Annotated in this window: 27 protein-coding genes and 1 tRNA gene; 8 read left to right on the forward strand and 20 right to left on the reverse strand. The window is 49.6% G+C overall.

The annotated features are described in order from the left end of the window. Positions 1-182 precede the first annotated feature (182 nt). On the reverse strand, positions 183-944 hold the full coding sequence (gene mlaA / locus EDI29_RS06660; RefSeq protein ID WP_107169694.1) for a phospholipid-binding lipoprotein MlaA: 762 nt from the start codon (positions 942-944) through the stop codon (positions 183-185). A 405-nt stretch (positions 945-1349) separates the two neighbouring features. Between mlaA and EDI29_RS06665 the strand changes: the two genes are divergently transcribed. From EDI29_RS06665 to EDI29_RS06685, 5 genes are all read left to right on the forward strand, one after another. Then, positions 1350-2285 (forward strand): formate/nitrite transporter family protein, encoded by a 936-nt coding sequence (locus EDI29_RS06665; protein ID WP_137740254.1) that lies wholly within the window; start codon positions 1350-1352, stop codon positions 2283-2285. Between the two features lie 84 nt (positions 2286-2369). Continuing rightward, positions 2370-2444 (forward strand) — tRNA-Arg (locus tag EDI29_RS06670). A gap of 707 nt (positions 2445-3151) precedes the next feature. Next, a complete protein-coding gene (locus tag EDI29_RS06675; RefSeq protein WP_137740255.1) occupies positions 3152-3772 on the forward strand; it encodes a hypothetical protein in 621 nt (206 codons plus the stop codon). Positions 3773-3782: 10 nt separating this feature from the next. After that, a complete protein-coding gene (locus tag EDI29_RS06680) occupies positions 3783-4592 on the forward strand; it encodes a lysozyme inhibitor LprI family protein (protein ID WP_241664897.1) in 810 nt (269 codons plus the stop codon). Continuing rightward, positions 4589-5395 (forward strand): hypothetical protein, encoded by an 807-nt coding sequence (locus EDI29_RS06685; protein WP_137740256.1) that lies wholly within the window; start codon positions 4589-4591, stop codon positions 5393-5395. The genes EDI29_RS06680 and EDI29_RS06685 overlap by 4 nt, the downstream gene beginning before the upstream one ends. Before the next feature lie 330 nt (positions 5396-5725). Here EDI29_RS06685 and EDI29_RS06690 read toward each other — a convergent pair whose 3' ends face one another. The 3 genes from EDI29_RS06690 to EDI29_RS06700 form a co-directional block, all read right to left on the reverse strand. Further along, positions 5726-6517 (reverse strand): NPP1 family protein, encoded by a 792-nt coding sequence (locus EDI29_RS06690; RefSeq protein WP_137740257.1) that lies wholly within the window; start codon positions 6515-6517, stop codon positions 5726-5728. 220 nt (positions 6518-6737) lie between these two features. Then, on the reverse strand, positions 6738-7499 hold the full coding sequence (locus EDI29_RS06695; RefSeq protein WP_167494485.1) for a hypothetical protein: 762 nt from the start codon (positions 7497-7499) through the stop codon (positions 6738-6740). Positions 7500-7627: 128 nt separating this feature from the next. After that, positions 7628-7894, reverse strand: a complete 267-nt coding sequence (locus tag EDI29_RS06700) for a hypothetical protein (RefSeq protein WP_137740258.1) — start codon at positions 7892-7894, stop codon at positions 7628-7630. Positions 7895-8415: 521 nt separating this feature from the next. On the opposite strand from EDI29_RS06700, the gene EDI29_RS06705 reads away from it, so the two are divergent. Next, complete coding sequence (locus tag EDI29_RS06705) at positions 8416-8955, forward strand: hypothetical protein (protein ID WP_137740259.1); 540 nt, start codon at positions 8416-8418, stop codon at positions 8953-8955. A gap of 104 nt (positions 8956-9059) precedes the next feature. Here EDI29_RS06705 and EDI29_RS06710 read toward each other — a convergent pair whose 3' ends face one another. From EDI29_RS06710 to EDI29_RS06735, 6 genes are all read right to left on the reverse strand, one after another. Continuing rightward, positions 9060-9632, reverse strand: coding sequence for an alpha/beta hydrolase (locus tag EDI29_RS06710; protein ID WP_137740260.1), 573 nt, complete (start codon positions 9630-9632; stop codon positions 9060-9062). Between the two features lie 69 nt (positions 9633-9701). Next, positions 9702-11084: an ATP-dependent RNA helicase DbpA gene (gene dbpA / locus EDI29_RS06715; protein ID WP_137740261.1), complete on the reverse strand. Its 1383-nt coding sequence runs from the start codon at positions 11082-11084 to the stop codon at positions 9702-9704. A 120-nt stretch (positions 11085-11204) separates the two neighbouring features. Continuing rightward, entirely contained in the window at positions 11205-11939 is a 735-nt protein-coding gene (locus EDI29_RS06720; RefSeq protein WP_137740262.1) for a molybdate ABC transporter substrate-binding protein, read from the reverse strand. Beyond that, positions 11936-12706 (reverse strand): ABC transporter ATP-binding protein, encoded by a 771-nt coding sequence (locus EDI29_RS06725; RefSeq protein ID WP_137740263.1) that lies wholly within the window; start codon positions 12704-12706, stop codon positions 11936-11938. The genes EDI29_RS06720 and EDI29_RS06725 overlap by 4 nt, the downstream gene beginning before the upstream one ends. A gap of 1 nt (position 12707) precedes the next feature. Beyond that, the gene (locus EDI29_RS06730; RefSeq protein WP_137740264.1) at positions 12708-13727 is read right to left on the reverse strand and encodes a FecCD family ABC transporter permease; all 1020 of its coding nucleotides are present in this window, start codon (positions 13725-13727) and stop codon (positions 12708-12710) included. After that, complete coding sequence (locus EDI29_RS06735; protein ID WP_137740265.1) at positions 13724-14788, reverse strand: ABC transporter substrate-binding protein; 1065 nt, start codon at positions 14786-14788, stop codon at positions 13724-13726. Before EDI29_RS06735 ends, EDI29_RS06730 begins: the two co-directional genes overlap by 4 nt. Positions 14789-15123: 335 nt before the next feature. Here EDI29_RS06735 and EDI29_RS06740 point away from each other — a divergent pair, with 335 nt between their 5' ends. Next, positions 15124-16149, forward strand: coding sequence for an LLM class flavin-dependent oxidoreductase (locus tag EDI29_RS06740; protein ID WP_137740266.1), 1026 nt, complete (start codon positions 15124-15126; stop codon positions 16147-16149). Positions 16150-16555: 406 nt separating this feature from the next. Further along, complete coding sequence (gene ypdK, locus EDI29_RS06745) at positions 16556-16630, forward strand: membrane protein YpdK (RefSeq protein ID WP_099606229.1); 75 nt, start codon at positions 16556-16558, stop codon at positions 16628-16630. Between the two features lie 156 nt (positions 16631-16786). Here ypdK and EDI29_RS06750 read toward each other — a convergent pair whose 3' ends face one another. From EDI29_RS06750 to gspF, 10 genes are all read right to left on the reverse strand, one after another. Beyond that, complete coding sequence (locus EDI29_RS06750) at positions 16787-17635, reverse strand: prepilin peptidase (RefSeq protein WP_137740267.1); 849 nt, start codon at positions 17633-17635, stop codon at positions 16787-16789. A 107-nt stretch (positions 17636-17742) separates the two neighbouring features. Continuing rightward, positions 17743-18489: a type II secretion system protein N gene (locus tag EDI29_RS06755; RefSeq protein ID WP_137740268.1), complete on the reverse strand. Its 747-nt coding sequence runs from the start codon at positions 18487-18489 to the stop codon at positions 17743-17745. Then, entirely contained in the window at positions 18479-18973 is a 495-nt protein-coding gene (gspM, locus tag EDI29_RS06760) for a type II secretion system protein GspM (RefSeq protein WP_137740269.1), read from the reverse strand. The genes EDI29_RS06755 and gspM overlap by 11 nt, the downstream gene beginning before the upstream one ends. Then, positions 18970-20247, reverse strand: a complete 1278-nt coding sequence (gene gspL, locus EDI29_RS06765; protein WP_137740270.1) for a type II secretion system protein GspL — start codon at positions 20245-20247, stop codon at positions 18970-18972. Before gspL ends, gspM begins: the two co-directional genes overlap by 4 nt. Further along, positions 20244-21230, reverse strand: a complete 987-nt coding sequence (gspK, locus tag EDI29_RS06770; RefSeq protein WP_137740271.1) for a type II secretion system minor pseudopilin GspK — start codon at positions 21228-21230, stop codon at positions 20244-20246. The genes gspL and gspK overlap by 4 nt, the downstream gene beginning before the upstream one ends. Further along, positions 21227-21877, reverse strand: coding sequence for a type II secretion system minor pseudopilin GspJ (gene gspJ, locus EDI29_RS06775; RefSeq protein WP_137740272.1), 651 nt, complete (start codon positions 21875-21877; stop codon positions 21227-21229). Before gspJ ends, gspK begins: the two co-directional genes overlap by 4 nt. Next, positions 21877-22242: a type II secretion system minor pseudopilin GspI gene (gspI, locus tag EDI29_RS06780; RefSeq protein ID WP_137740273.1), complete on the reverse strand. Its 366-nt coding sequence runs from the start codon at positions 22240-22242 to the stop codon at positions 21877-21879. Before gspI ends, gspJ begins: the two co-directional genes overlap by 1 nt. Next, positions 22239-22805, reverse strand: a complete 567-nt coding sequence (gene gspH / locus EDI29_RS06785; RefSeq protein WP_137740274.1) for a type II secretion system minor pseudopilin GspH — start codon at positions 22803-22805, stop codon at positions 22239-22241. Before gspH ends, gspI begins: the two co-directional genes overlap by 4 nt. A gap of 86 nt (positions 22806-22891) precedes the next feature. Next, positions 22892-23347, reverse strand: a complete 456-nt coding sequence (gspG, locus tag EDI29_RS06790) for a type II secretion system major pseudopilin GspG (protein WP_137740275.1) — start codon at positions 23345-23347, stop codon at positions 22892-22894. 32 nt (positions 23348-23379) lie between these two features. Then, on the reverse strand, positions 23380-24606 hold the full coding sequence (gene gspF, locus EDI29_RS06795; RefSeq protein ID WP_137740276.1) for a type II secretion system inner membrane protein GspF: 1227 nt from the start codon (positions 24604-24606) through the stop codon (positions 23380-23382).

A 24606-nucleotide genomic window follows, 5' to 3' on the forward strand; every position in this document is an offset into this window, starting at 1 on the left:
ACGTTGCATTATTGTTATCTGACGAAAGGAAATAAATTTTAGTAAGTAAATAAATGAACAACAAAGTAATAACTTTTAAGAAACAAACCACAGAATCAGTGGGGTAACGATAAGTTTAGCAGTGTTTTATAAAAGCAAAAGGCACCCGCAGGTGCCTTTGAAATGAACAAAAATATGCTGCGCTAGTTCGCTGAATCAATCTCGTCGAGCGAGTCTTCAATCGCAGCGGCATTCGGATTCTGCTGCGGAGTGATTTGCCCATCGCTGGCAAGGAAGTCATGCCGTTGGAAGTAGGCTTCTCGCATCATCAGATACGGATCGGAAGAGTTACGCAGCAGACCATCGGAATCCAACAGTTGCGCTCGCGTTTCTAGTCCCTCGATAGCCCACTTACCCGCAGACATCCAGAACGTCAGATAGCTCAACATCGGATACAGCGTATCCACAACGTCACCGCCATCTTCACGCAGGGTAGCGCTGCCGTAGCCCGGCACGACCAAATAAGGTCCATAGCCCACGCCATAATTACCCAATGTGCTACCAAAACGGCGAGACTCTTCTTTCGCCAATTTAGGATTAGCCATCGACGCGACATCAATCAGACCGCCCATCCCAAGCAAGCTATTCAGGAAGAAGCGGTTAAAGTGAATCATCGCTTTATACGGCTTGCCTTCAATGAAATAGTTTACCATTGTCGCTGGCTCTTCCAGGTTACTGAAGAAGTTCCCCAGCCCATTGCGCGCTGGCTTCGGCACATAATCGCGCCAGGCAACAGCGGCCGGACGAACCAGATAAGGATCTAGGACGTCGTAATTGAAGTTGAACATGGTACGGTTAAAGCCTTCAAGCGGATCAGAACGTCCTTCTTGAGCGCGATCCCCGGAACTGGCGCAGCCGATCAGTAACACGCTGGCAAACACCACCCCACTCAGGCGGTAATTCATATCTGTTCTCCCTGATTTATAGTGTGCTATACCCGCGACCGAAAATGGGTATTCCCACTATCAGCCCAACCTATCAAGCTGGACGATAAGGACGGGATATCGGCCAACAGTGTAACATTTTATTGATCTATCGCTACGCTGGCTTACGTATTACTGCCTTTTCAGAGGGTTGCCATTTTTTTTATCAGGACAACTCGCGGTATCGTGACAACGCGCTCCCCTGCGTGGACGACAACACAGTAGTTCGTTGTTCCGCTCAAAGCATAGCACTGCCAACCTAAATCAGTGAGGCATAACGCGTCATCCTACCTTGTAAAAAAGACTACGCTTACCATCTGGATTATCGGTACTCGCGTCAGCGCCGCTAGCCAAGTACCCACTGGCTTGAGCATCGAGAGGATTGCTATGAATACATCTTCAGAAGCCAAACATACCCGGCAAGAGAAAGAGAAAGAGAAAGACGTAGAGGTAGAAAGTGAGGAAAGTACGCAGGGAAAAACGATCGATATAAACGAAGAACATTTACCCTCACCCGCTGCCGCAATCCATGAAGAGATTCGTCAGGAAGGACAAAAAGAACTGGAGCGCGATGCGGTAGCGCTATTGTGGTCGGCGATTGCAGCGGGAATTTCCATGGGAACCTCATTCATGGCGGTCGGCATGCTCCACAACCACCTGGCTGGCGTCCCTGGCGGCTTTCTGCTGGAATGTTTCGGTTACACCATCGGTTTTGTGATTGTCATTATGGCTCGCCAGCAGTTGTTCACAGAAAATACCGTCACCGCAGTGCTTCCCATCATGCACAAACCAACGCGTAGCAATTTCTATCTACTTGGTCGGCTATGGCTGGTTGTCCTCGCGGGCAATCTGATCGGTACCGCCTTGGCCGCCCTCGCCTTTACTTACATGCCGGTTTTTGATGGCGAAACGCGGGAAGCATTAATTGATATCGCCATGAAGGTCATGAAGAACTCACCAACGGAAATGTTCGCAAATGCTGTGGTCTCTGGCTGGATTATTGCCACCATGGTCTGGATGCTGCCCCGCGCCTACTCTGCCAAACTGTGGATTATCATCATCATGACCTGGATGATTGCTTTCAGTCATCTCACCCACATCGTGGCTGGTGCCTCAGAAATTTTCTATCTTGTATTTATTGGCCATATCCCCTGGCAGGCGTTCATCTGGCCATTTGCCTTACCCACGCTAGCGGGAAATATCATCGGTGGCACCTTTATTTTCGCTCTCATCAGCCATGCGCAAATTCGTAGCGATATGAGTCATTCATACCGAACCACACGCCAAAAGCTGCATGAAAATGAGAAGAAAGAACATTTATAAGACACTGATTGCCGACACTTTGAGCAAACGCGCAGTTAAGTGCTTATTCTCAGAGCCAAAATGCGTATAATGACTGCGCTTCATGTCTCCGTAGTTAAACGGATATAACAAGCCCCTCCTAAGGGCTAGTTACTGGTTCGATTCCAGTCGGGGACACCATAATCTCACCTACGAACGTCCATCAAAGTCTATTTTTTCCATACTATTCATCAAGTTGACACAACCAGTCCGTCTACTGAAATCTACTCAGCTTTACCGGTATCCGCGTTATTCTGTTGGTATCAATGTTGGCATGGTAAGTTCGGTAATGCAGAGATCATCACCGTGGGAGATTTTCTATGATGGGTCACCGTCCAGAAAAAGTGGCTGACGCCGTTGGTACTGAAGTACAGGTTGACACTTTTAGTTAGTGTTTTGAGTTCAACACGTGGCACCAGCCTGAATTAATTTATCTAAATTAATATGTCCATACGCTATAAGTAGCGAATCGGAAAATAGTAATAAGCGTATTTTATAGAAGGTCGATACGGTCTCCCCGAGTAGTCTTGCTTAAACTTTATACACATCGACAGAAAGAGAAAATGGCGAGAAAAGAACAGCGCAACAGAGCAGCATTAAACCTAAAAATCTCATCCTTATTTCCTTGATTTATATGTATGCCTGAAGATTCAACATACTGACAACGAATCAAGTATCACTTGAATGGTACCTATATTGTTCTGACAGGACTGAACATGAAACGTAGCAGGCGTCCCCGTAAAGCATCGATAGTGGCTTGAATAACAAAGAATATATACTTGCAGCTATGAATATCCTTATAATATCAATAGGATTTATTCACTATTTGTAAGGAATGTGTGTTTATTATGAAACGGAGTTATATAAAAAGCGGTATTGTACCTTTTCTTTTTCTCTCCATCGGAGCGCACGCGCAAGACTTCCCCACGTTTGTTACAAACTTCACTACTGTGTTGCAAAAGAGTAAATTATCACAAAAAGACTATAATCAATTTATTGAACTCACTAACTCCTATTTTATTCCAGCTAACTATGGTGTAAGCATAGCGAAAAAAGATAAAATCAGTTATAAAAACAACGAAATAATGCCAAAGCTTGAATCTGACTCCAGCTTCATCTTCAATGGTTCAAATGGAAAATCAGCTTTTATTTCATTTCTACAAGAAATAAAAAACCTACCGCCGTCAGAAAAATATTTTGAAAAATCCTACACGGATGCAGGATCGGTCTTCGTCATGAATTACTATATGCTGTCATCAGGTATCATTAATATCCAGATGGACATCGTTTCTCCTCCAGGCCTCAAAGGAATTGTCATCAATCTACTTAACGAAAGGGAATCTGAACTTAGACAAGAAGCAGGCGAAGGAGCTTATATCTATCAATTCAAAAAAATAAATGAGACCTATAAAATGGTCAGCGCCAACGTATATTCATCTTCAGATAAACGAATCTGCATGTCCTGCTAAGGTGATTTCAATGGAATTGAAAATGATAAAAGTCATAATAAAATCTCTCTTATTGATAATACTTTCATCACACTATGTTAATGCAAATAATCTTGTGTGTCGTAGTCCTCTCGTCATTCAGTCGTTAATCAAAGAAGATCAAGAGAAAGCACAACCCATCAGCGACCGTGTATCTTTAGAGACAATTAAAAAAATTGAATTTGAATATGACATCATTATCACAAAACTTAAAACCAAAAATAACCTAAGCTGCTTTGGCAAAGCCAAGATAAAAATCCCATCCGATGTGTTAGATTTTTTAAAATACTATCCTATTCTAGAGAGTGGAGATCCTAAAGCAAAAAGCATTTACCTTTCCAATCTTTACTCCCACAAAAAAGGCGATGAATACATCGCATTAGACCGTGTTTATTACAATGTTCATATTGCTGATAATCAGCAAGAAACCAATATTATGTATCCACATGATGAGTCCGTCTCGCGCACACTTTATGGACTGGCCTGGTTACAAGAAAATGCAACAAGGCTGGAAGATCAATCACCACGCTTTAAATATAAAAAAGCACTCATAGAGTTCACTGAGGCTGATAGCGCGTTAAATATTTACTGGAGTAACCTACCCGACTATATTAAAGGGCAGATGAAAGAGGATGCACGGCAGTGGATAAAAAATAAAAATAAAAAATGCGGGGCAATAAAAACCCTCTCAAGTCAAAGCCACTCTCTGGAAGAAAAGACAAAAATTTATACCTGCCAACAACAAATGACTAGGGAAAGGCTGGTACAGCTTGGATTGACTGAAAACAAGGACAAGAAATGAAAACGCTCCACTATGTCATGATTGGAATTATCCTTACTTGCACGTCAGCATATGCCAAGGACGACTTTCAATGCAGCGATCTCAATGCAGTGGAAGTCGTTAAAAAAACGTTTGCCGATCGTGCAAAAGCCATGTTCTATAAGAACCCTTCTCAATCTGTTGATACTGTGAGCGTGATTTATTCTAAATTATCAACTCAGCCACGCTGGGGAAAAGCATTCTCATGTAGCCTGCGGGTTGAAATTCCCGTAAGTCAGGAGATCATCGACATTATTCTTAATAAAGACGATCTTTTGTACACAAAAGATGAAATGGATAAAATTAGCAATAACATTTTTACTAAAACAGGTGAAAGCAGAGACAATAGGCTAAGTGATAACAAGATTGTCATTCCATCATTTGCCTACGATCTCAGCATTCTCAATCATGAAAAGGAAATAAAAGTAGAAAAAAAATCCTATGATGCCCTATCCAGAGCAATTTATGGCGTAGCCTGGCTCAGTGAAAACGCCGAAAAAATCACAAAAACCGCGCAAGATAAAACGCTTGAAAATGAAAAAGAACAATATCTTTTCTTTTTCACCGACGTATATGGAATATTGGAAGACGCACCTGAAGACATAAAGAGTAAATTCCACGCGTCTCAAGAAAAATGGATTAAAGAAAGAAATAACAAATGCGGCAATATCGAATCGTTAGAAGCGTATCATCCTTCAATTAAAGAACAGATTCATGCTTATCGTTGCCATAATGCAACGATGAGTGAACAAATATCAAGTTTAGAGCCAAGCGAAGGGGAATAGTAACGCCGATGTTGCTTCAGGCTATTGCCAGCTATTTTAGCAATGGCCTGACTATAAACGTCTCGTCCTATTGACTCAGCCAGACAATCAGCTAGCGCTCAGCTGTACAGGGTGCTCAAGATAGGTCGACAACACAATTAGGGGTTTTATACCCGTCATACTTCAAGTTGTATGTGCGTTGGACGCATTACTCGGCACACTGGCATGAGCCTCGCCCCTTAGGGGCCGCTGCAAGCAGCGTTCAAATCTGCCTCTGGCAGATTTGTCAGTCACCCGAATCACTTACCTGAAATAGGAGAGATATGTTTGACCACACCTCTCTTATCATGATTATTTTGATGCTGTTAGGCTGGCAGCAGTAAATTCTGGATAGCCAGCCGGCCGACCATTATTCAGATTAGTCAGGAAATTATTGTCTTTAAGAGGAATTGAGGCCGATCCATAGTCAAACGCGTTTAATCGGTTCCGCAATTCCTGATTATTAATGCCATCGCCGTACATTGAGTACCAACTGATAATATCTGGCGTGACAAATTTCTTATATGGGTTTTCTGCTTGTTCATTCGTTTTAGAAAAACGGAAAGCGTGGGTTAATGCACCATCTTTGTGATAAACAAATTTCAGATGCCCATCCTGTTTATCGATGCTCGCCGCATCTTTGGTCGTCAATTTACCATGAGCACTGTAGCTACCATGCGTCACTACGCCATTTTTAGTCCAGATTGCAACATGTTCCCAATCATGGCGGTGGCCTGAATTTACACCGTTCAGTATCTGATCTTTTAAAAAATAGAGCGCGTAGAAGCTGCCACAATAACGGGAACCACCAGTGTTAACACAGGCGTATCGGTGCAGTGTATTTGATGAGTCAAGAAAGTTACTCCATCGGCACCCACCTGTTATATTTCCCGATGGCTTAAGCCCACCGTTTTGTACACCGTTACGGCTTACTCCGGCGCTGGGAAGGCAACCATCAGAATCAAAATCAAATACCGGTGCAATCGCCCGTGCATCAATTCCAGATGGCAAGGTTTGGTTTAATTTAGGGAAAGTATCCGCATGCGAAGAAAAAGTAGCGAACAATATTGAGAATGCCAGACTTGTTTTCTTTCCTGAAAGCATATTAATTCCTTTAGTAAAGAATGACCTTTTTAAAACCAATATCATCAATAGCTACAAAAAATGCATCCATGATGAAAGCGTAAGAAGATCCACTTTTAACAAGAAAAAAGAGGAAATCAAAATCTTTTATTTCCAACAATGAAGATGAATATATTTAGGCTGCAAAATAATGTAGGGAACTTATATAATAGTCAGCAAGCCCCCTACCACATTAGGACGTTTACTCTCCAAACACGTCATAACGCTGATTTTTCGCATCAAAGCGATATTCCAACAGAATATCCCCTCCGCCGTGGGAATAGCAGTTCAACATGATGCTGCGATTATCTTCGCCGTTCTCAATATTCATATAAACCGGGGTCATGAAAAAGCCGAACTGGCATTGTTGAAAATCAGGTTTAAGAAGCTGATCGACATTGCCGGTCTTCTTGTTAATCGCCTTGATCCCCTCAACAACCATTCCCGTATCGCTGTTTTGATACACTCCGACGAAACTGTGGGTTTCCGTTTGCCCCCAGAAAGGAATATCGACCAGCCCTTCTACCTTGGCTGGTTGCTCGCTATCGTCAAAGGACGCAACACGCCGTAAGCTAACATCATAACGAGCTTTCCCGTTCGACCACTCGCCACGGAGCTCTTCTCCCGTTTCCGTTAATTTAAACGGGCAATGTGTCATATCCATGTCAGACTTAACGCCCTGAACGATATATTTATCATAATCCTGAGGCGTATGAATTTCGCAGATCTCGAGCGACGTTTCCGAGAGTCGACCATAAAGAGGGATCGGTGCTCGGTATTTATCGTAAAAGTAACTTCCCAACAGGTTCTTATCTTGGTCAATACTGTATTTCTGCAATGAAAAATGCACCGGATAAGGCCCAATATGGCCTTCGTAATTGCTCACGACATACCAGCCAGCATGCGCTCCCCATGTTGCCGTCCACAGTCCACAGGCTATTAAGGTTGATACCGCTACTCTCATCTATTCACCTTGTCTACCCGTTATACCTCAAGCCACGTATGCGTTAATTTTTCTGCAACTCGTGTTATTGGGTGTGTAATCATAAAGCGCTGTTGTTCAAAAACGGCGAGCACCAGTAGCACATCCCTTTAATCATGCTGGCAGCAGGGACAGATTTCTACCTCAGAAACCGTCATGGCTGTTGTTCCCTGACAATCCCATTCGACACGTACCGGCAGGCCTTCAGGCTCCGAGTGATGCAGATACTTATTGACGGGACTTTCCGTCATACCGCTCACCACCTCAGTGGCGACAAGCGCATCACCGACAAAAATACGGGCTGTCGCCTGTGATGCTTCGCGCGTTTTATCGGATTGCCGATACAAATAGTTAACCGTGAGTTTAATGCTGGGCATGGCACTTCTTAACAGGGAAAAAACAAGGAAAACAGTGTATCGCGTTCACTCGCGCTTGTAGAGCACAGACATAACAAGCGGTATCACCAATCCATGCTAACACCATGATAGTTTTCTATTTTTTAAAAATAGAGGGTTCTGGTCACATAAAATCGCACGATTGGTAATCAAAAAGTTAAATCTTATGCCTTTTGGATATTAATGAAGCAGAAAAAACAGCCGATACACTTTTCGATAGGGTGTTTTTTAATGCAATTGCATTTTGCATAAATAGTGTTTGGCATAAATACTTTTTTACATTAACTGTGTTCTGATTGAACCATGTCGTTAACGTCATCGTGTTGAATAATAGGAAATTATACTCATTGGATTGATGCCTCTTCCAAGCAAGATAATTAACTTGCTTATGTTGGCGGCACGAGTTTTAACATGGCGCATTAACGCATGTGGTTTTAACGCACTGAAGTAACTCACTGGTAAACCATTACCAGCATTAAATAGATATAAGAAGGAGTTATACTGTGGTGATTCCAGATATTCAAATCGTGAGTTCAACAACCCCGGCGACCATGCCTCCCATTGGCGCAGCCGCTAACCCAACGGTTGTTGCAGCCATCAGCTCGGGGAATAAAACCGACACATCAGCAAATTCCGACTCGCAAAATATGCCGGGCTCGAACGAGAGCACGAAGGTCACGCTGTCGTCTCAAAAGAAGCGTGCTACTGAAGAGAAAGATGTCACTCCACCTGAACAGATTAAGACACAGCAGAAAGCTGCCACTGAATATTCTCTGGCGATGACCGGTATTCCTTTGTACAACGGTAAACTCGTGTCCGTGGTTAAATACCCAGATGGTAATTCTGAAATGTTTGATGCCTTTACAGGACAGCGCATCACGCAGGAAGATTTGGCTCTCATGAGCGCACTTCATAGTTCTGGTGGCGAACAGGTATTACATTTTGAGAGTAAGACGTCATATAGCAATTTATCTGCGGCCGAAGTTTATCAGCAGATTCAAGAGATGATTCATGGTTCAAGCGGTCAGGAAGATCGGTCTTAATAATAAATCGATGCCAAGACAAATAAACGCATTGCCCTGGCATTAAAGAAAAATATAGCGCTATCTTAATAATGTAGGATGGCTACTTGATGGAAACTGGCCGATTAACGATTAGCAGCGAGCGCTTGCGAAAACTCAGTTAATCTTGTCAGGCCATATTCCCAGGGACCAAACCCCGCTTCCGCATTAATATGCCCCGCTTCGCCGACATCAACTAACTCACTGTTCCACGCCTGCGCCCAGTATTGGGCGCGAGTGAAACTCATCAACGGATCGTTATGGCTGGCAAATGTCAGCGCAGGAACCGGCAGCGGCGCTGCCTGAATGCGATCGTCGATTTCAAAGCGCAGGGGCTCGGCAGGAGCCACCAGCATGACACCGGCGATCCCTTCCTGACCCTGTTGCACGATATGGCAGGAAGCCAATGCGCCGAAGCTGTGACCGATGAGAATCACAGGCTGTGTACAGGCGCTGATCTCACGGCGGATCGCCAATACCCAACGGTCCAGATCGGCCTGATACCATTCCCGCTGACGTATACGGTGCCAGTGCGGAAAACGCCGTTCCCAATGGCTTTGCCAGTGTTCGTCATCGCTATCTCGCAACCCCGGCACCAGCACCATCGTTAGCTGCTGGCTCACTTCAGCAAGCCGCAGATCGATTTCTGTTGTCTGCATCCGTCCTTAACACTCCTGTCTATTACACCGCGACGCTCATGCTGCCCTGCCTGATCTATTAAATATCGGTTACTTTAACAGTCTAGCCTTACAGCTTTTCCCTTTGATTTTGCCTTTCTGGAGCTGCTGCAACGCACGTTTAGCACTGGCTTTACGGATAGCCACATAAGCATGCAGCGGGAACATATCTATTTTACCAACTTCCGCCGCCGTTAATCCTGCATCGCCAGTTAATGCACCAAGAATATCACCGGGACGAATTTTGGCTTTTCTGCCACCATCGATGCACAGCGTCATCATCTCAGGTTCGAGCACAACCTCGCCACTGCGGCTAATCTCATCCGCCGACGTCCACTTAATGCGCATACCGAGATAGTCTTCAATCAGATTAGCGCGGTTCATTTCCTGTGGCGTACATAGGCTGACAGCCAGTCCCTGCGTACCCGCACGCCCTGTTCTGCCAATGCGGTGTACGTGAACTTCAGGATCGAAAGCCAGCTCAAAATTCACCACCAGCGCCAGCTCTTTGATATCAAGGCCGCGAGCCGCAACATCGGTTGCGACCAGCACGCGGCAGCTACGGTTAGCAAAACGTACCAGCACCTGATCGCGATCGCGCTGTTCCAGATCGCCATGCAGCGCCGATACGCTAATCCCGCGCATATCCAGTGCGTCAAATACGCTCTGACAATCACGCTTCGTGTTGCAGAACACCACGCAGGATGCAGGCTGATAATGGCTCAGAATGGCAATCAATAGCGGCAAACGCTGCTCTTTTGTCGTTTCATAGAAACGTTGTTCAATGGCCGACTCTTCCACATCATCGGCAATCTCAAAACGTTGCGGCTGACGTTGAACCCGTGCGCTGATCTGTTCGATCTCTTCCGGGTAAGTAGCGGAAAATAGCAACGTTTGACGATCGGACGGCGTATAGGAAATCACATCATCAATGGCGTCAGTGAAACCCATGTCCAGCATACGATCCGCTTCATCCAGCACCAGCACTTTCAGGCTATCCAGAGACAGTGACCGCTTGCGTAAGTGATCCTGAATACGTCCTGGCGTTCCGACGACAATATGCGGAGCGTGAACCAGCGAATCGAGCTGCTGCCCCATCGGTTGACCGCCACACAGTGTCAGAATCTTAATGTTTTGCGCAAAACGCGCCAGACGACGCAGCTCTTTGCTGACCTGATCGGCCAGTTCACGCGTTGGACACAGCACCAGTGCCTGAGTGGTAAAGTCGCTCACAACAATACGATTCAGCAGCCCAATCCCGAACGCCGCCGTTTTGCCGCTACCGGTTTTCGCCTTGGCCCGCACGTCTGCGCCACTCAGAACGGCTGGCAACGTCGCCGCCTGAACGGGTGTCATGTCGGTATAGCCCAGTTCATTAAGGTTGGATAACTGCTCTGCTGGCAGCGCGAGGGAAGAAAAAGAGGTTGTGCTCACAGTGATTACTCTACCAAGGACGAAATAACGGAAGGTGACGCCGAGCCAAAGAACGGCGTAGATATGCCGCAATCATAGCAGAGTTCGCCATCGTTGGCCGATTTACCTCCCGTTACCCCACTAAAACAACGAGGCGAACCCTTTATGCACCAAAAAATCCTGTCCTTCGGGTGATAAAAGGTAGTTCGCCAGCAGTCGTGCTTCACGTCGGGCGGGCTTCATGATGGCCAACATGTACTCAGCATCAATCTGATAGGGATCGGGTAAGTGAACCACATGCAAATCCGGCTGATTGAGCAGTAATGGCAGATAGCTGGCATAGCCAATGTGCATATCACTCTGCCCAGTACGAATCAGGTAACTCCCCGCCGTCATACCCGTCGGAATCGCATGGTCCAGCCCCCCACCCACTAACGGTTTCGCTTTGTCCCGCAGCTGATTTCCCCAGCCACGATGCAAACGGTCGATGCGATCAAAGAGTTGAAATGCATAATCCCCACCGGGATCGCTGCCGGGCGTTGAGGTAGAAAGCACAAAGCACGGGTCAAGCAGCGCCATCAGCCAGGATTGCGTGGTAAGTTCCGGTACGTTGCGCATCACAATACAAAGATGATTGCGCGTAAACACGGTGGTTTCCTCCGCCAGTCCCAGCGTTTTCAAGCGCAAAGGGTGTGCACAGTTCGCCGAGGCGAAAATATCCACCGCATCGCCGTGCATTATTTTTTCGCTCAATAGCCCGGCTGGGCCGAAAGTCGACGTCACCTCCACCGCGTAACGTTCACTGAATATCGTCAGCAAAGGAGCAAACGCGAGGCGTAGGCTGCCAGCGGCATACAAACGAAGAGGGTCGCTCATGGTCGCTCCGTCATGGTTAATATTGGTATCAGCGCACGATACGGCTGCGGCGCGATGTCCACACAAACCTGCCGTACCGGGATGCCGTACAAACGCGACAGGTTAGCCTCAGTCAAAACCTCATCGCTGCGGCCATAAAGATAATGCTGATTATCCATCAGGAGCAGCGCCTGCTCTGCAATTGCTAACGCGTGGGAAGGATCGTGGGTGGTCAGCAGAATGCTCAGATGCTGCATCCTTGCCAGATCCTTCAATAGCCGCAGCACCTGCGCCTGATTTTGTACATCAAGCGCCGCCATAGGCTCATCCAGAATCAGCGTCTGACACTCTGATGCCAATGCCCGTGCGATTAACACAAGCTGCCGCTGCCCACCGGACAATGCGCTAAATTCACACTCGCCAAGCGATGTGATTCCCAGCAGGCTCAGCGCATTCTGAGCCACGCGGATATCATGCGCAGAGGGCATGGTAAACAGCCGAACACGCGCGGCACGCCCCATCAGTACCATATCCAGCACGCTATAAGAAAACGGTGGGGTAAATATCTGTGGCACAAAACCAATGCGTCCCTCACGCTGGATCGTCCCAGAAAGCGGCGATAAGTGACCCAGTAAGGTATTCAGCAGCGTGGTTTTCCCTCTGCCGTTCGCCCCCAAAACTGCCGTCACTTCACCTTCCCGACAGCACAGGTTCAACGGTGAAAAAAAGCCCTGCCCTTGTTGGTAGCCATACACGAGTTCTTGTGTCGATAACCTGATGGTAGGCATACTAGCGTCCTCTCCCCTGGCGCTGTGTTTTATACAACAGCACGGCAAAAAGTGGTGCACCTAGCAGCGCCGTCAGAATGCCCAATGGAATCTCGGCTTCACTGAGATTGCGCGCCAGATCGTCTACCAGCACCATAAAGCCGCCACCAAGCCATAATGATACAGGCAACAAGCGGCGATGGTCGGCTCCCACCAGCATGCGCGCAACATGGGGGATCACCAGCCCTATCCAGCCGATACTCCCGCTGACCGCAACCTGAGCAGCCACGATGGCAGCACACAGACTCAAAACCAACCAGCGCAACGGCTGTACGGCCACACCGAGCGCGCGCGCGTCCTGCTCGCCCATCGACAACACGTTCACGTGCCAGCGCAACCGCAACAGCAATCCACCCGCAAGCGCTAATGGCACCGCCACCGTCATCAGCGAGTTCCAGTGTGCGGTGGCAAAGCTACCCAGCAGCCAGAACACAATGCTCGGTAATTTCTCTTCGGTATCCGCCAGATATTGCATCAGGCTAACCAGTGCGCCGAAGAAACCGCTAAGGATGACGCCAGCCAAAATCAGGATCAGGACGTTCTGTTTACCGAATGCGGCGGCCATCATGAAAATCAGCAGGAGCGCCAACATGCCGAACGTAAACGCAGATAGCAGCAAAAGCAGCGGCGTCCAGCTTAATAGAATCGCCAACGTGCCACCGAAGGCCGCGCCTGCGGACACACCGATGATATGCGGATCGACCAGCGGGTTACGGAAAACGCCTTGCAGCGTAGCTCCGCTCAGCGCCAGCGCCGCGCCTGCGCACCAGGCTAGTAACACGCGGGGTAAACGTACGCTCCACACCACTTGCCGCTCGATATCCCCAAGTAAAGGATTACCGCCCGATAGCGGTTCGGCAAGGATCTGGACGATGCGCCACGGGGATAAGCTAAAACGCCCTATCCCCAGTGAGCACACGGCAATCAACAGCGTGAGCACCACCACCGTCAGCAGCGTAATGCGATAGGTGCGATAACTCATTGCGCCGCAGAAGCTTCCGCACGGTAGTCCATACGGTAGAAGCGCTGGTAATACGCATCGGCAGCTTTTTGCATATCGATGTCGGCAAAGCGCTCAGGGTAAAGCTTCTTCGCCATCCACAGTTCGCCAATCGCCAACGCTTCTGGCATCGGGTAACCCCAGGCTTTGGCGTATTCCGGCATCAGATACACGCGATGCTGTTTCACCGCATCAATCGCCTGCCAGGCCGGATCGTTGACGATTTGCGTCACGACATCCGGGTAGCGATCTTGCACAAAAATCACCTGCGGGTTCCAGGCCAATACGTTTTCAATCGACACCTGTTTGAAGCCTTTTATCGATGCTGCCGCCACGTTCAACGCTCCCGCATGCGACATCATCAGGCCGGTATATTTTCCTGAACCGTAGGTTGTCAGGTCTGGGTTAGCCATATACACGCGGATTCGCTTTTCTTCCGGGATGGACTCCAGACGTGTACTAACGCTCTGCCGCTGCGCAAAGGTATAGTCAATCAGTGCCTCCGCCTGTTTTTGACGTTCAACCACGTCACCAATCAGCCGAATTCCTGCCTTGAGCCCTTCGTTATACGCCGTGTTTTCATCACCCATCGTAGGATTGATCTTGTCGGCTTCTCCCGGCTGATCCTGACGTAGCGAAATCGCCACAACCGGAATCCCCGTTCGCTCAATCTGCGCAATCATTTCCGGCGGCGCATAGTTAGCGACAAAAACCACCTGTGGCGACAGCTTCAGCAGGCTTTCAATATTGACCTGCGTGAGATCGCCCGGCATCGGTAAATCCGCCAGACGAGGAGCCAGCCGCACATAATGCTCGCCCAGTTGTTTCTTCCAACTGGAAAGCACACCCACGACGCTCTCCTGTGCATCCAATTGCACCAGCAGATTTAAGGTTTGATGTTGTAACACCACTACGCGATTAACGTGGTCGGGAATCGTTACATTGCGCCCCAGTTGATCGGTGACCTGGCGCGCAGCCCAGGCGTTGGAAAACACCAAAAACAGTCCGGTAAACCACAGCACGTAGCCAAATTTCTTTATCATGTTGGTATCCTGATTTTCGCTATATATAAAATAATACAGCGTCAGTGAGAAAGAGAATACTGATCTCGCTCATAATAATATTTAGATACCAACTTCGAGGTAGATAAGCGGGATTACGTTTTCCCTAAAGGTTATTGATGGGAAAAATCGAGAAATCATTTGTTCAATCCCCCCTTTACCCTGCAAGCAATCGCTCAGATAAACTGAATTATTACGTTAAAAAAATGACATTTATTCTCATTATTAATCGCGTAGAGTAATCACACTGTCGCGTTACGCCTTGCTACGCGCACGCTTCTACTAAATATCTCGCTGAATATAAGGATAAATACCCTATGAAGAAGATTGGATTTTTATCATTTGGTCACTGGACACCGTCGCAGCAGTCCGGCACACGTTCAGCGGCAGATTCATTACTGCAATCCATCGATCTTGCTGTCGCAGCAGAGGAACTGGGCGCTGATGGCGCTTATTTCAGGGTTCATCATTTTGCCCGCCAACTGGGTTCACCTTTTCCACTGCTTGCGGCTATTGGTGCGAAAACCCGCAGCATTGAAATTGGCACTGGCGTCATCGACATGCGCTACGAAAACCCACTGTATATGGCTGAAAATGCCGGTGCGGCCGATTTGATTTCAGAGGGACGATTACAGCTCGGTATCAGTCGAGGCTCTCCTGAGCAGGTCATTGATGGCTGGCGCTATTTTGGCTATCAGCCCACAGAAGGTCAGTCCGAAGCGGATATGGCGCGACATCATACCGAGGTATTGCTGGATGTGCTGCGTGGAGAAGGGTTTGCAAAGCCGAATCCGCAGCCCATGTTCCCAAACCCACCGGGTCTGCTACGTCTGGAACCTCATTCTGAAGGGTTACGTGAACGAATCTGGTGGGGCGCTGGATCGAATGCGACGGCGGTATGGGCGGCGAAACTGGGAATGAACCTGCAAAGCTCCACGTTGAAGGATGATGAAACTGGCGAACCTTTTCATATTCAACAAGCACAGCAAATTCGCGCATACCGGGCGGCCTGGGCTGAGGCTGGACATACACGTACACCGCGCGTCTCCGTCAGCCGGAGTATTTTTGCACTGATGGATCAGCAGGATCGCGCCTATTTCGGCGGGAGCAGTAACGATAGCGATACCGTCGGTTTTCTCGATGAGAAAACACGCGCGATTTTCGGACGCAGTTATGCTGCCGAGCCAGAAACACTCATCCAACAGTTAAAACAGGATGAGGCGATTGCCGAAGCAGATACGTTATTGCTAACGGTGCCGAATCAACTCGGTGTTGATTACAATGCGCATGTTATCGAAGCGATTCTGAAGCATATCGCGCCTGCGATGGGGTGGAGAGAGTAGGCCAGCCGGCTAAATAACTAGCCTGAGATGATGAGCTGATAACAATACAATGACTCGACGATGAATGAGGCGTTACGCCTAAGATAGCACCGTCAAGAATCGGGGGAATAAGGGACGATTTTCACCGGAATTCCCCCGAATTTCCCAGCCTCAGAAGCGGCGCAACGCTTTTTAATGCTATTTTGAAAATATAGTTTCTGGACCTCTTGAATTCCCCCCCTCACTCGGCGTAGATTTAGCGCCGATCCCGTCATAACTAGTGTGATTCTGGTGATGACAACGGGAAGAATTACCCTTCGGCGACGTTCTCCTGCGGTGACATCGGCGGCGGCGTAATGACTTCCTTCCATAATAAAACGCACAATCGGGATCGTTGCTGGCGTGGGTTCTGCTGGAGAATAAATCGGTGAAGTATTTTTTTATGGGTATCTCATTCTGCTTAGTCGTTTGGGTGAGTACCTTTATGCTGATGGTAGAATAACCTGTCATTTGCCCGGCAAAGATGTCTTCGCTGAAGGGCACACACAGAGATAAAAAAGGCTGATGGTATTGATACCCTCAGCCTATTTTTATGCCTGCCGATCTATGTTCAGCCGACGATTATTCAGCCGATAATTCGTATTGCCTTTGTCATTCTCTACAGATTGAATCCGTTCATTATCACGCCGAACACCCCGCCGATTGCCAGCCAGGGGCCAAAGGCCAACGGTTTATCCGTCCCCTCTTTGCGCAACCCGCGCCAGACGAGCGTCACAACCAGCCCAGTTAGCGCCGCTACCAACACTAAATTCGGCAATGCCTGCCAGCCCAGCCATGCACCCAGCGCAGCCAGTAACTTGAAATCACCGTACCCCAGCGCGTCTTTACCGGTGGCATATTTAAATCCCCAATACAGTAGCCACAGCGACAAATAGCCGGCCATGGCACCTATCACCGCATCATTCAATGGAACAAACGTTTCCGATAAATTAAACAATAGCCCCACCCACAGGAGCGACAGCGTGAGTACATCCGGCAACAACAGCGTTTTTATATCAATAACGGTCAGAACTAGCAGGAAAGACAGCAGAATCAACGCGCCCCACAGCGCCATACCGGGAACCCATAGCAAACCCGCCGTCATAAAAGCCAGCATGGTGATAGCTTCCACTAGCGGATATTGCGCAGACACCGGTTGATGACAGCAGCGGGAGCGCCCGCGCAGCCACAGCCAACTGAGCAGCGGGATGTTATCTTTCACTGCAATAGCCTGCTGACAATGTGAACAAGCCGAAGGCGGCCACCACAGGTTATAACGCGCACTATCATGACCGGAGTCCGTTACTCCCATCTGAAGATCGGTGTCCTGCTGCCAACGCCGTTCCAGCATAATTGGCAGGCGGTAAATCACCACATTCAGAAAACTGCCAATAATCAACCCCAATACACCCAACATGCCGAACCACCATGCAGGAAACACCTGTGCGAATTCCCTTAAATCATCCACGTTAATCCCTGAGTATTGATAAAGAAGTGGTATAGATGAGTTGCCCATTCTCACGAGCGCCTACGCAGTGATTGCAACGATCGTCTTTATTACAACAATTGTCTTTATTACAACAAGCGCCCCTGAAAATTCAGCGTTCTGGCACCCTGTTCGTCTGCCTTACCCGTGGTCGCCAACAGTTTTTTCATGGTCGCAGGTAAGTCATTCCCGCTGCTAAGCCGCCCTGTAAAACGGTATTCGCCTTTCGGGGTGACGCTGCCTTTGCCAGACAACTGTAGATGTGAAGAAACCTGCCGCAGGCTCGCTTCCAGCCCGCCTTGTTGGCAGCGTAGCGTGGCCTGAGGCGTCGCTAACGCCAGCCCACCCAGCGGCGTTTTTACCCGCGCGTCTGCCCAAATGACGCTAGCATCCAGCGACTGGCAGCCTGAGCGATCGACCGTCGCCTCTTGCAGATCTAGCTGCACGTTTCCTTCCGCTCCGATTGGCACAATAAAACGTAGCTGGCTGAATAAGTAGCTGGCTGGAACAGAAAGCCGCCATTGATAAAGCTGCGGCTGCTGCCAGCCGCGAATGATCCCATGTCCTTCAATGCCTTCTGGGTTCTTAAACGCAATCTCCAGCGCGGGCATAAAACCCGAAAAAGTGATGTTCCAGTGCACATCGTCTAACGTTAACTTACGCCAGCTAAACCGTTGCAGATTCCCTTGCCATAACGTTCCAGCGGCCTCCGCGACCACCATTCCGGCTGGCAGGGGCACCGTAGCAAGCAAGCGGGCAGGTGCATAGCACGCCAGAAACAGTCCATAGGCCAGAACCAGAGCGACACCTGCGCTGATGCCGGATTTAAGCGTCATCCGCCCGTTCCAGCATTAGCCTGGTGACATCCACCATGCCCGGGCTTTGCTCCACGGCATTCACATCCAGCGACACAACACGTACACCGTTTTGCCGTTCCAGTTCACTCAGCCAACGTAGCAGACTATTGAAATCACTCTGCGCTAGCGTTACCGATGCCTGGCTCCCCTGCGGCTGCAAACGTACCACGGACAGTCCGTAACGCTGGGTACTTTGTGAAATCAAAATAGGCAGACTGGTTTCCCTCTGACTATTTTCCCCCTGCGCCTGATTTTCCTGTGGAATCGATGAGGCCTGTTTTTGCATCCAGTTAACGGTCTGCTGTTCACGGGAAATTGTGCGTTCCCACAGATCCTCCCGCAGTTGCCACGGCTGAACAATAGCGTAATACACCAGACAGAGCAGAAGCATCGCCGCACACACAACCATAAGCTGGCGCTCCCGCTGACTCATGGCCTGCCAGCGTTGTCGTAATTCATTCATTGCTGGCTCCTTAATGTTAACCGGCCTTCAACCCGATCGTTTTCCTGCCGCATCTCACCCGCCTGTACCTGATAATAGGCAGCAGCCTGCTGTTGAAACTGCTCCAACTCTTGATAAGACGTACCCTGCAACGCCAATCGGAATTCACCCGCAGAACCGTCGTAAGACAGCGACTGAATTTTGATCGCACTATTCTGCGTCATGAGTTGCTGCAAAGGGCTCAATTGCTCCAGTAGCCCCTTCCCTGCGTTCCCGGCAGTTGTACGTTGCAGATGCTGCTGCATCTGTGCTCGCGGGTTAACGACATTCGTTTCGGAAGGGAAAATTTGCCGATAGACGCGCACGCTCTCCTGCCGCCAATGCTCGGCCTGCTGGTAAAGCTGATAGTGCGCCCAGCCAGTATCCGCCACGACCAACAAGAGATAACAGGCAAAAGCGATGCCAACGCTACGCCACGGCAACAGGGTGTTTTGCCACGCTTTCTCCGGCGCGTAGTCGCCTTGCCGTAAATCAACCGACGCAGGTAGAGATACCGTTGCCGCCAATGTAAAGAGATCCGTTGCTGGCTGCGCCTTCCACTCGCCCTCCTCCTGCCATTCGTACTGCGACAGCTCACCGCCGACCGAGGCAGCGCTATAGCTGTATATCGCAGGCAGCGGCATAGACGCCTTCAGCAGGTCACCACACCAGGACGATTCTGCCGCTATGGCATGGCCCGTAGGCTGGCGAAACAGCCACATGTCATCATGTTGCAACGCGCTCCACCCATCCTGATGCTTTGGCAATACGCGAGCATCAGGCAATAGGGCATCAACGCGAAGACCCAACGCCTCACACTGTGTCAGCCACTGCTGCATTCGGCTTTTTTCCACCACGGCAACCGTACCGTCATCACCATGAATTTCCAACACGGCAAAATGCAGCTTTTCAATATCCGTAGCCAGTTGATCTTCTAGCATAAATGGCACGACTTGCGTCAGTTGACGCCGCGCCTGCCGGGGTAACGTCAGGGCATAAAACGTCACGTCAGTTGCCGGAACCAGAACGCGGGTAAATGTCACGGACGGATAGGCAGCCAGCGCCGGACGAACCTGCTCTATGCTACCGCGTCCCTGACTCAGTAAGTTTTCCCCATTGGATGAACGGACCTGCCATTCGATTTCGCCCTGTTCCTCTACCGGAAGGCGCACAATGAGGCACGGATGCCGAACAACCGAACCTCGATTTAATGGGGCTTTCGCGGTTTTTTGCTTCCATTTTCCCGCTAATTTCATGGATTCACCGTCCTATATCCTCCATATTGCCGCTGCACGACCTCTACCTTTTGTCCACTCAAATGAAGCAAGCTGCGTTGGTGAAAATCACTGTCGCCGACACGTACCTGAAGCTTTACAAAAAACCACTCACTTTTCACTGCCAGCACCCGCTGCGCGGTATTTTTACTATTCGGAGGTAATAATCCAGTTTGCTGCAAGACCTCCAGGCTTGCCCATCCCATACGTGGACGCTGCTGCACCAACGCTTTTGCCTGAGATATCGTCATTTCATTCAAGAAAATAGCGGATAACAGCGGGGCATCAAACTCAGTTAACGTATTGATATTAACAGACATCGCATCCACTGGCAGCGCACAGACATAAGGTAATAATCGGCGATAGAGATCGCTGTCCATACCGTAAACTGCGCGTAATTCACTGATTTCACTCATTCTCTGATTGGCTGTGCGATAGGGCACTGGCAACGTGGCATAGACCTCGTCTTCTGCCCCGTTTGCCGACGGGTAGTTATCCGCATCAATCCAGTCACGTACCGCCGCAGTGATTTTTTCTGCACGATCCGCATCTTCGCCTAGATTTTTCAACAGAAAACGGAAAACCTGCGCTGGATAAGGTGTCTTCACTAGCGTGCTTTCGTTATCCACGCCTTGATTGATCGCATTCAGATTAAAGCAGGTGCGCGCATCGCTAATCTGGCCGATGATTTCCCCTCCGTCCACCGGGAAACGGTGCCCCGGCTGGGACCAGTTTTGCCCGACAAACGTGCGGCCCGGCATATTCCGCGCATCGCGCAGTAATATCTGCCCGCTTAGCGTTTCCGCTCCCAAGGCGTACCATTTCGCCTGCTGGCGGCTCAAATGACTTTCAGTACGCAAAAACGCTTTACCTGTGCGTTCCGTGATCGCTGAGGCTATCGTTACCATTAATGCCAGAATTAAGAGCACCACCAGCAGCGCCACGCCGCGCTGACGCGACTTCATTTAACTGGCCCGGTGGTAATCAAGAACATACGCGACATTTCTCCGTAATCCCTTAAGGTCAGCACGACTTCGATTCCTTGTGGCAACTGCGTACTGTTATCCCAGCGATCGCGCCAGGTTTTATTGCTGAAAAAGCGTAAGCGGAAACCATCAACCTGAGTGAGAAGCGGTTTTACGCTGGGCTCGAGCCCTTCAATAGGATCGGGAACCGAGTGCGTTAGCCGTTCCAACGTGTGATCCCGCAGTCGATAGGCTACAGGCTGGAGTTCAGAGCGCGGCAGAATGCCAAACGGGTTCTGCCAGCCATTACGCATAAAGCTAACGCCCCAGTCATCACTTTTTAGCTGATCGCGACCGGCGTAGAATATCGAGGTGCTTCCCCGGCTGCCACGTGCGATCATTTGGGAAAAATCGCCGTCCATTTGTGAAAAAGCGCGCTGTATTTCAGCCAGACGTTCAGCCTTGCGCTGCGAAATTTCATCGTTACGCATCACACCGTTCAGTACCTGAAACGCGCTGACGCTTAATGCCGCAAAAATAGCGATCGACAGTATCATTTCCAGCAGCGTAAACCCCTGCTGACGCCTGCGCGGCGCGGCCTCTCGCACCGTTCTGGTTTGATTGCACATCCTTGTTTTACTAAACATTATTGCTTCACCACATAGGTGCGTAGCGAGGCATCGGAAGCAAAGGCATCTTTATTGCGCCGTACTTCCACATCCAGCGCCTTAGTCTGAGGATCGCCAGTTTCTACGCCCTGCCAACGCCAATGCCAACGCACGCCAGCGAATTTCGTTTCCCCTTTTACCCACGACGCTTCTGGCCAACGTTGTTCCAACCGCAGTTGAATCTGTTGGTTTTCTGCCACCCAGCCTGCAAATGTTTTCTCTTCCAGCCGGCTCAGGCTGCTTGCTTGTCTGGCAGTCGTTTGCAAAACGGCAATGCCCGCCAGAGCAAAAACGCTCAGCGCGACCAACACTTCCACCAGCGTCATTCCTTTCTGTCGCCTCATCGTTTCTTACCCTGACTCATCGACGTCACAAACCGCCCGTTGGCATCCATCTGGAGCCAATTCGAGAGCGCTTTGTTGTCAGACTTAACGAACAGGCGGAAAGGCGTGATTTCACCACCGGGCAAAATCAGGATATCAGGATCGTCGCCACTCTGTGTTTTCTCCACTTTTTTCCCATCGGCCTGCAATAGCTCAAGCCGTAATCCATCGGGCAACGTCGCCGATGCGCTCACTCGATACGGTTGCCACGGCTGCCATTTGTAGCCCTGCCAGCGATCGCCGCTGGAGATCGGCACCCCTTCCGATGCAGTTGGGCGCTGGAGTTGATAAAACTGCCAGCGATCGGGATAAATGCGCACGCCCAGCATGTATTCGTTAACCTGACTGCTTTCAGCAGCAAATTCTAACTGTGCCTGAAAACGAGCCAACTGCCAGGCGCTATCATTCTTGCGCTCGGAAGGAAATGCCATGACCACCATGCCCGCAGCAATACCAGCCAGTAACACGACCAGCATCATTTCCAGCAGGGTAAAACCCTGCTGCTTCCTCGTTGACCGCTTCATTGCGCTTCTGCCGTCCTTTTCCCGCCGTCATCGATAGCAACGCCCCACAACCCAGCTGCAACAGTCACCAACAAAGACAGACGTCTTTATTTTTTATCAAGATTCCAGTTGCCGATATCATCTTCCGTTCCCGGCATGCCATCTGGCCCCAAAGAGAAAATATCCAGCTTGCCGTGCTGACCTGGGTTTAGCAGTTGGTAGTCTGTCCCCCATGGGTCCTGCGGCAGGCGACGAATATAGCCATCGGCTGGATAGTTACGCGGTTCCGGCTGTACCGTCGGCTTCGTCACCAACGCTTTCAGCCCCTGTTCTGTGGACGGGTAGCGATTGTTATCCAGCTTGTACATATCGAGCGCGCTTTCGAGAGAGACAATATCGCTGACTGCTTTTTGTCGATCCGCCTTTTCTTTATTCCCCATCAGATTAGGCACGACCAAACTCGCCAACACGCCGAGAATGACGATCACCACCATAATTTCCAACAGGGTAAAACCACGCTGACTATAACTGTGCTGCCCATAACTACGTTGATACTGTTGCATCCTTACTTTTCCTTGTTCAATTGTTGGTTCTCTTACGAACTCATTAACGTATTCAGTTGCAGGATCGGTTGTAAAATCGCCAATACGATAAACAGCACCACTGCCGCCATGCTGACGACCAGCAGAGGTTCAAATAGCCCCAGCGCCAGCGTCATTTGTGAACTGAATTCACGATCCTGATTATCTGCCGCGCGTTCCAGCATGCTGTCCAGCTCGCCACTGCGTTCACCGCTGGCAATCATATGGCGCATCATCGGAGGAAAGAGCGCCGTCTGCTCCAGCGCTTTGTGCAGGCTAACCCCTTCTCGCACCGCATCCGTCGCCATAGAGAGTCGATGGCGAGCGTAATCATTGCTCATCACATCGCCGCTAATGCGCATCGCCTGTAGCAGCGGCACGGCACTGGCGTTGAGAATACTGAGCGTCCGCGCATAGCGTGCCGTATTCAGGCCACGGGCGATACGACCAAGCAGCGGTAAATGCAGCAGGCGTCGATGAAAACTAACGCGCCGTTTCTCCTGCCGCAACATCACCCGCAGCGCCATAAATCCTGCCAGCAACGCCAGCAGGAACCACGGTCCAAACGCACGCACGGCATCACTCATCCCCATCAACACACGAGTTGAAAGCGGCAGCGCCTGCTTCATATGAATAAATTGCTCGACGACTTTCGGCACGACAACAGACAGCAAAATACTAACCACGGCAATCGCGACCACGGTTAACACGCAGGGATAGATCATCGCCTGCTGTATGCGGCTACGCATCTGTTGACGTTGCTCGGTGTAGTCCGCCAGCCGGTTCAGCACTTCATCAAGATGACCGGACGTCTCACCTGCGGCGACCATTGCGCAGTACAAGCGTTCAAAGCTACCGGGAAAACATTTCATGGCATCAGCCAGCGAGTGGCCTTCCATCACCTTGCTGCGCACCGCTGCCATCAATTGGCTCAGATGCGGCTTTTCACTCTGCTTCGCCACTGCATCCAGCGCTTCTTCCAGCGGCAACGATGCCGCCACCAGCGTAGCCAACTGGCGCGTCAACAACGCTAAATCTGAGGTACTAATACGGATCTTGCGACGTAGGGAGAAACCCGTAGAACTGGATTTCTGCTGTTCGCCTCGGCTTTCATCGACCGACAGCGGCACCAGCCCCCGTTCCCGTAATAGCTGGCGCGCCTGCCTGGCAGAATCGGCTTCCTGACTGCCACGGCATTTTTTCCCCTGCGCATCCAGCGCTTGATAGTGGTACTGTGCCAT

Origin of the sequence: Pectobacterium polonicum (assembly GCF_005497185.1) — a bacterium.
In the GTDB taxonomy this organism is placed as follows: Bacteria; Pseudomonadota; Gammaproteobacteria; order Enterobacterales; family Enterobacteriaceae; genus Pectobacterium; species Pectobacterium polonicum.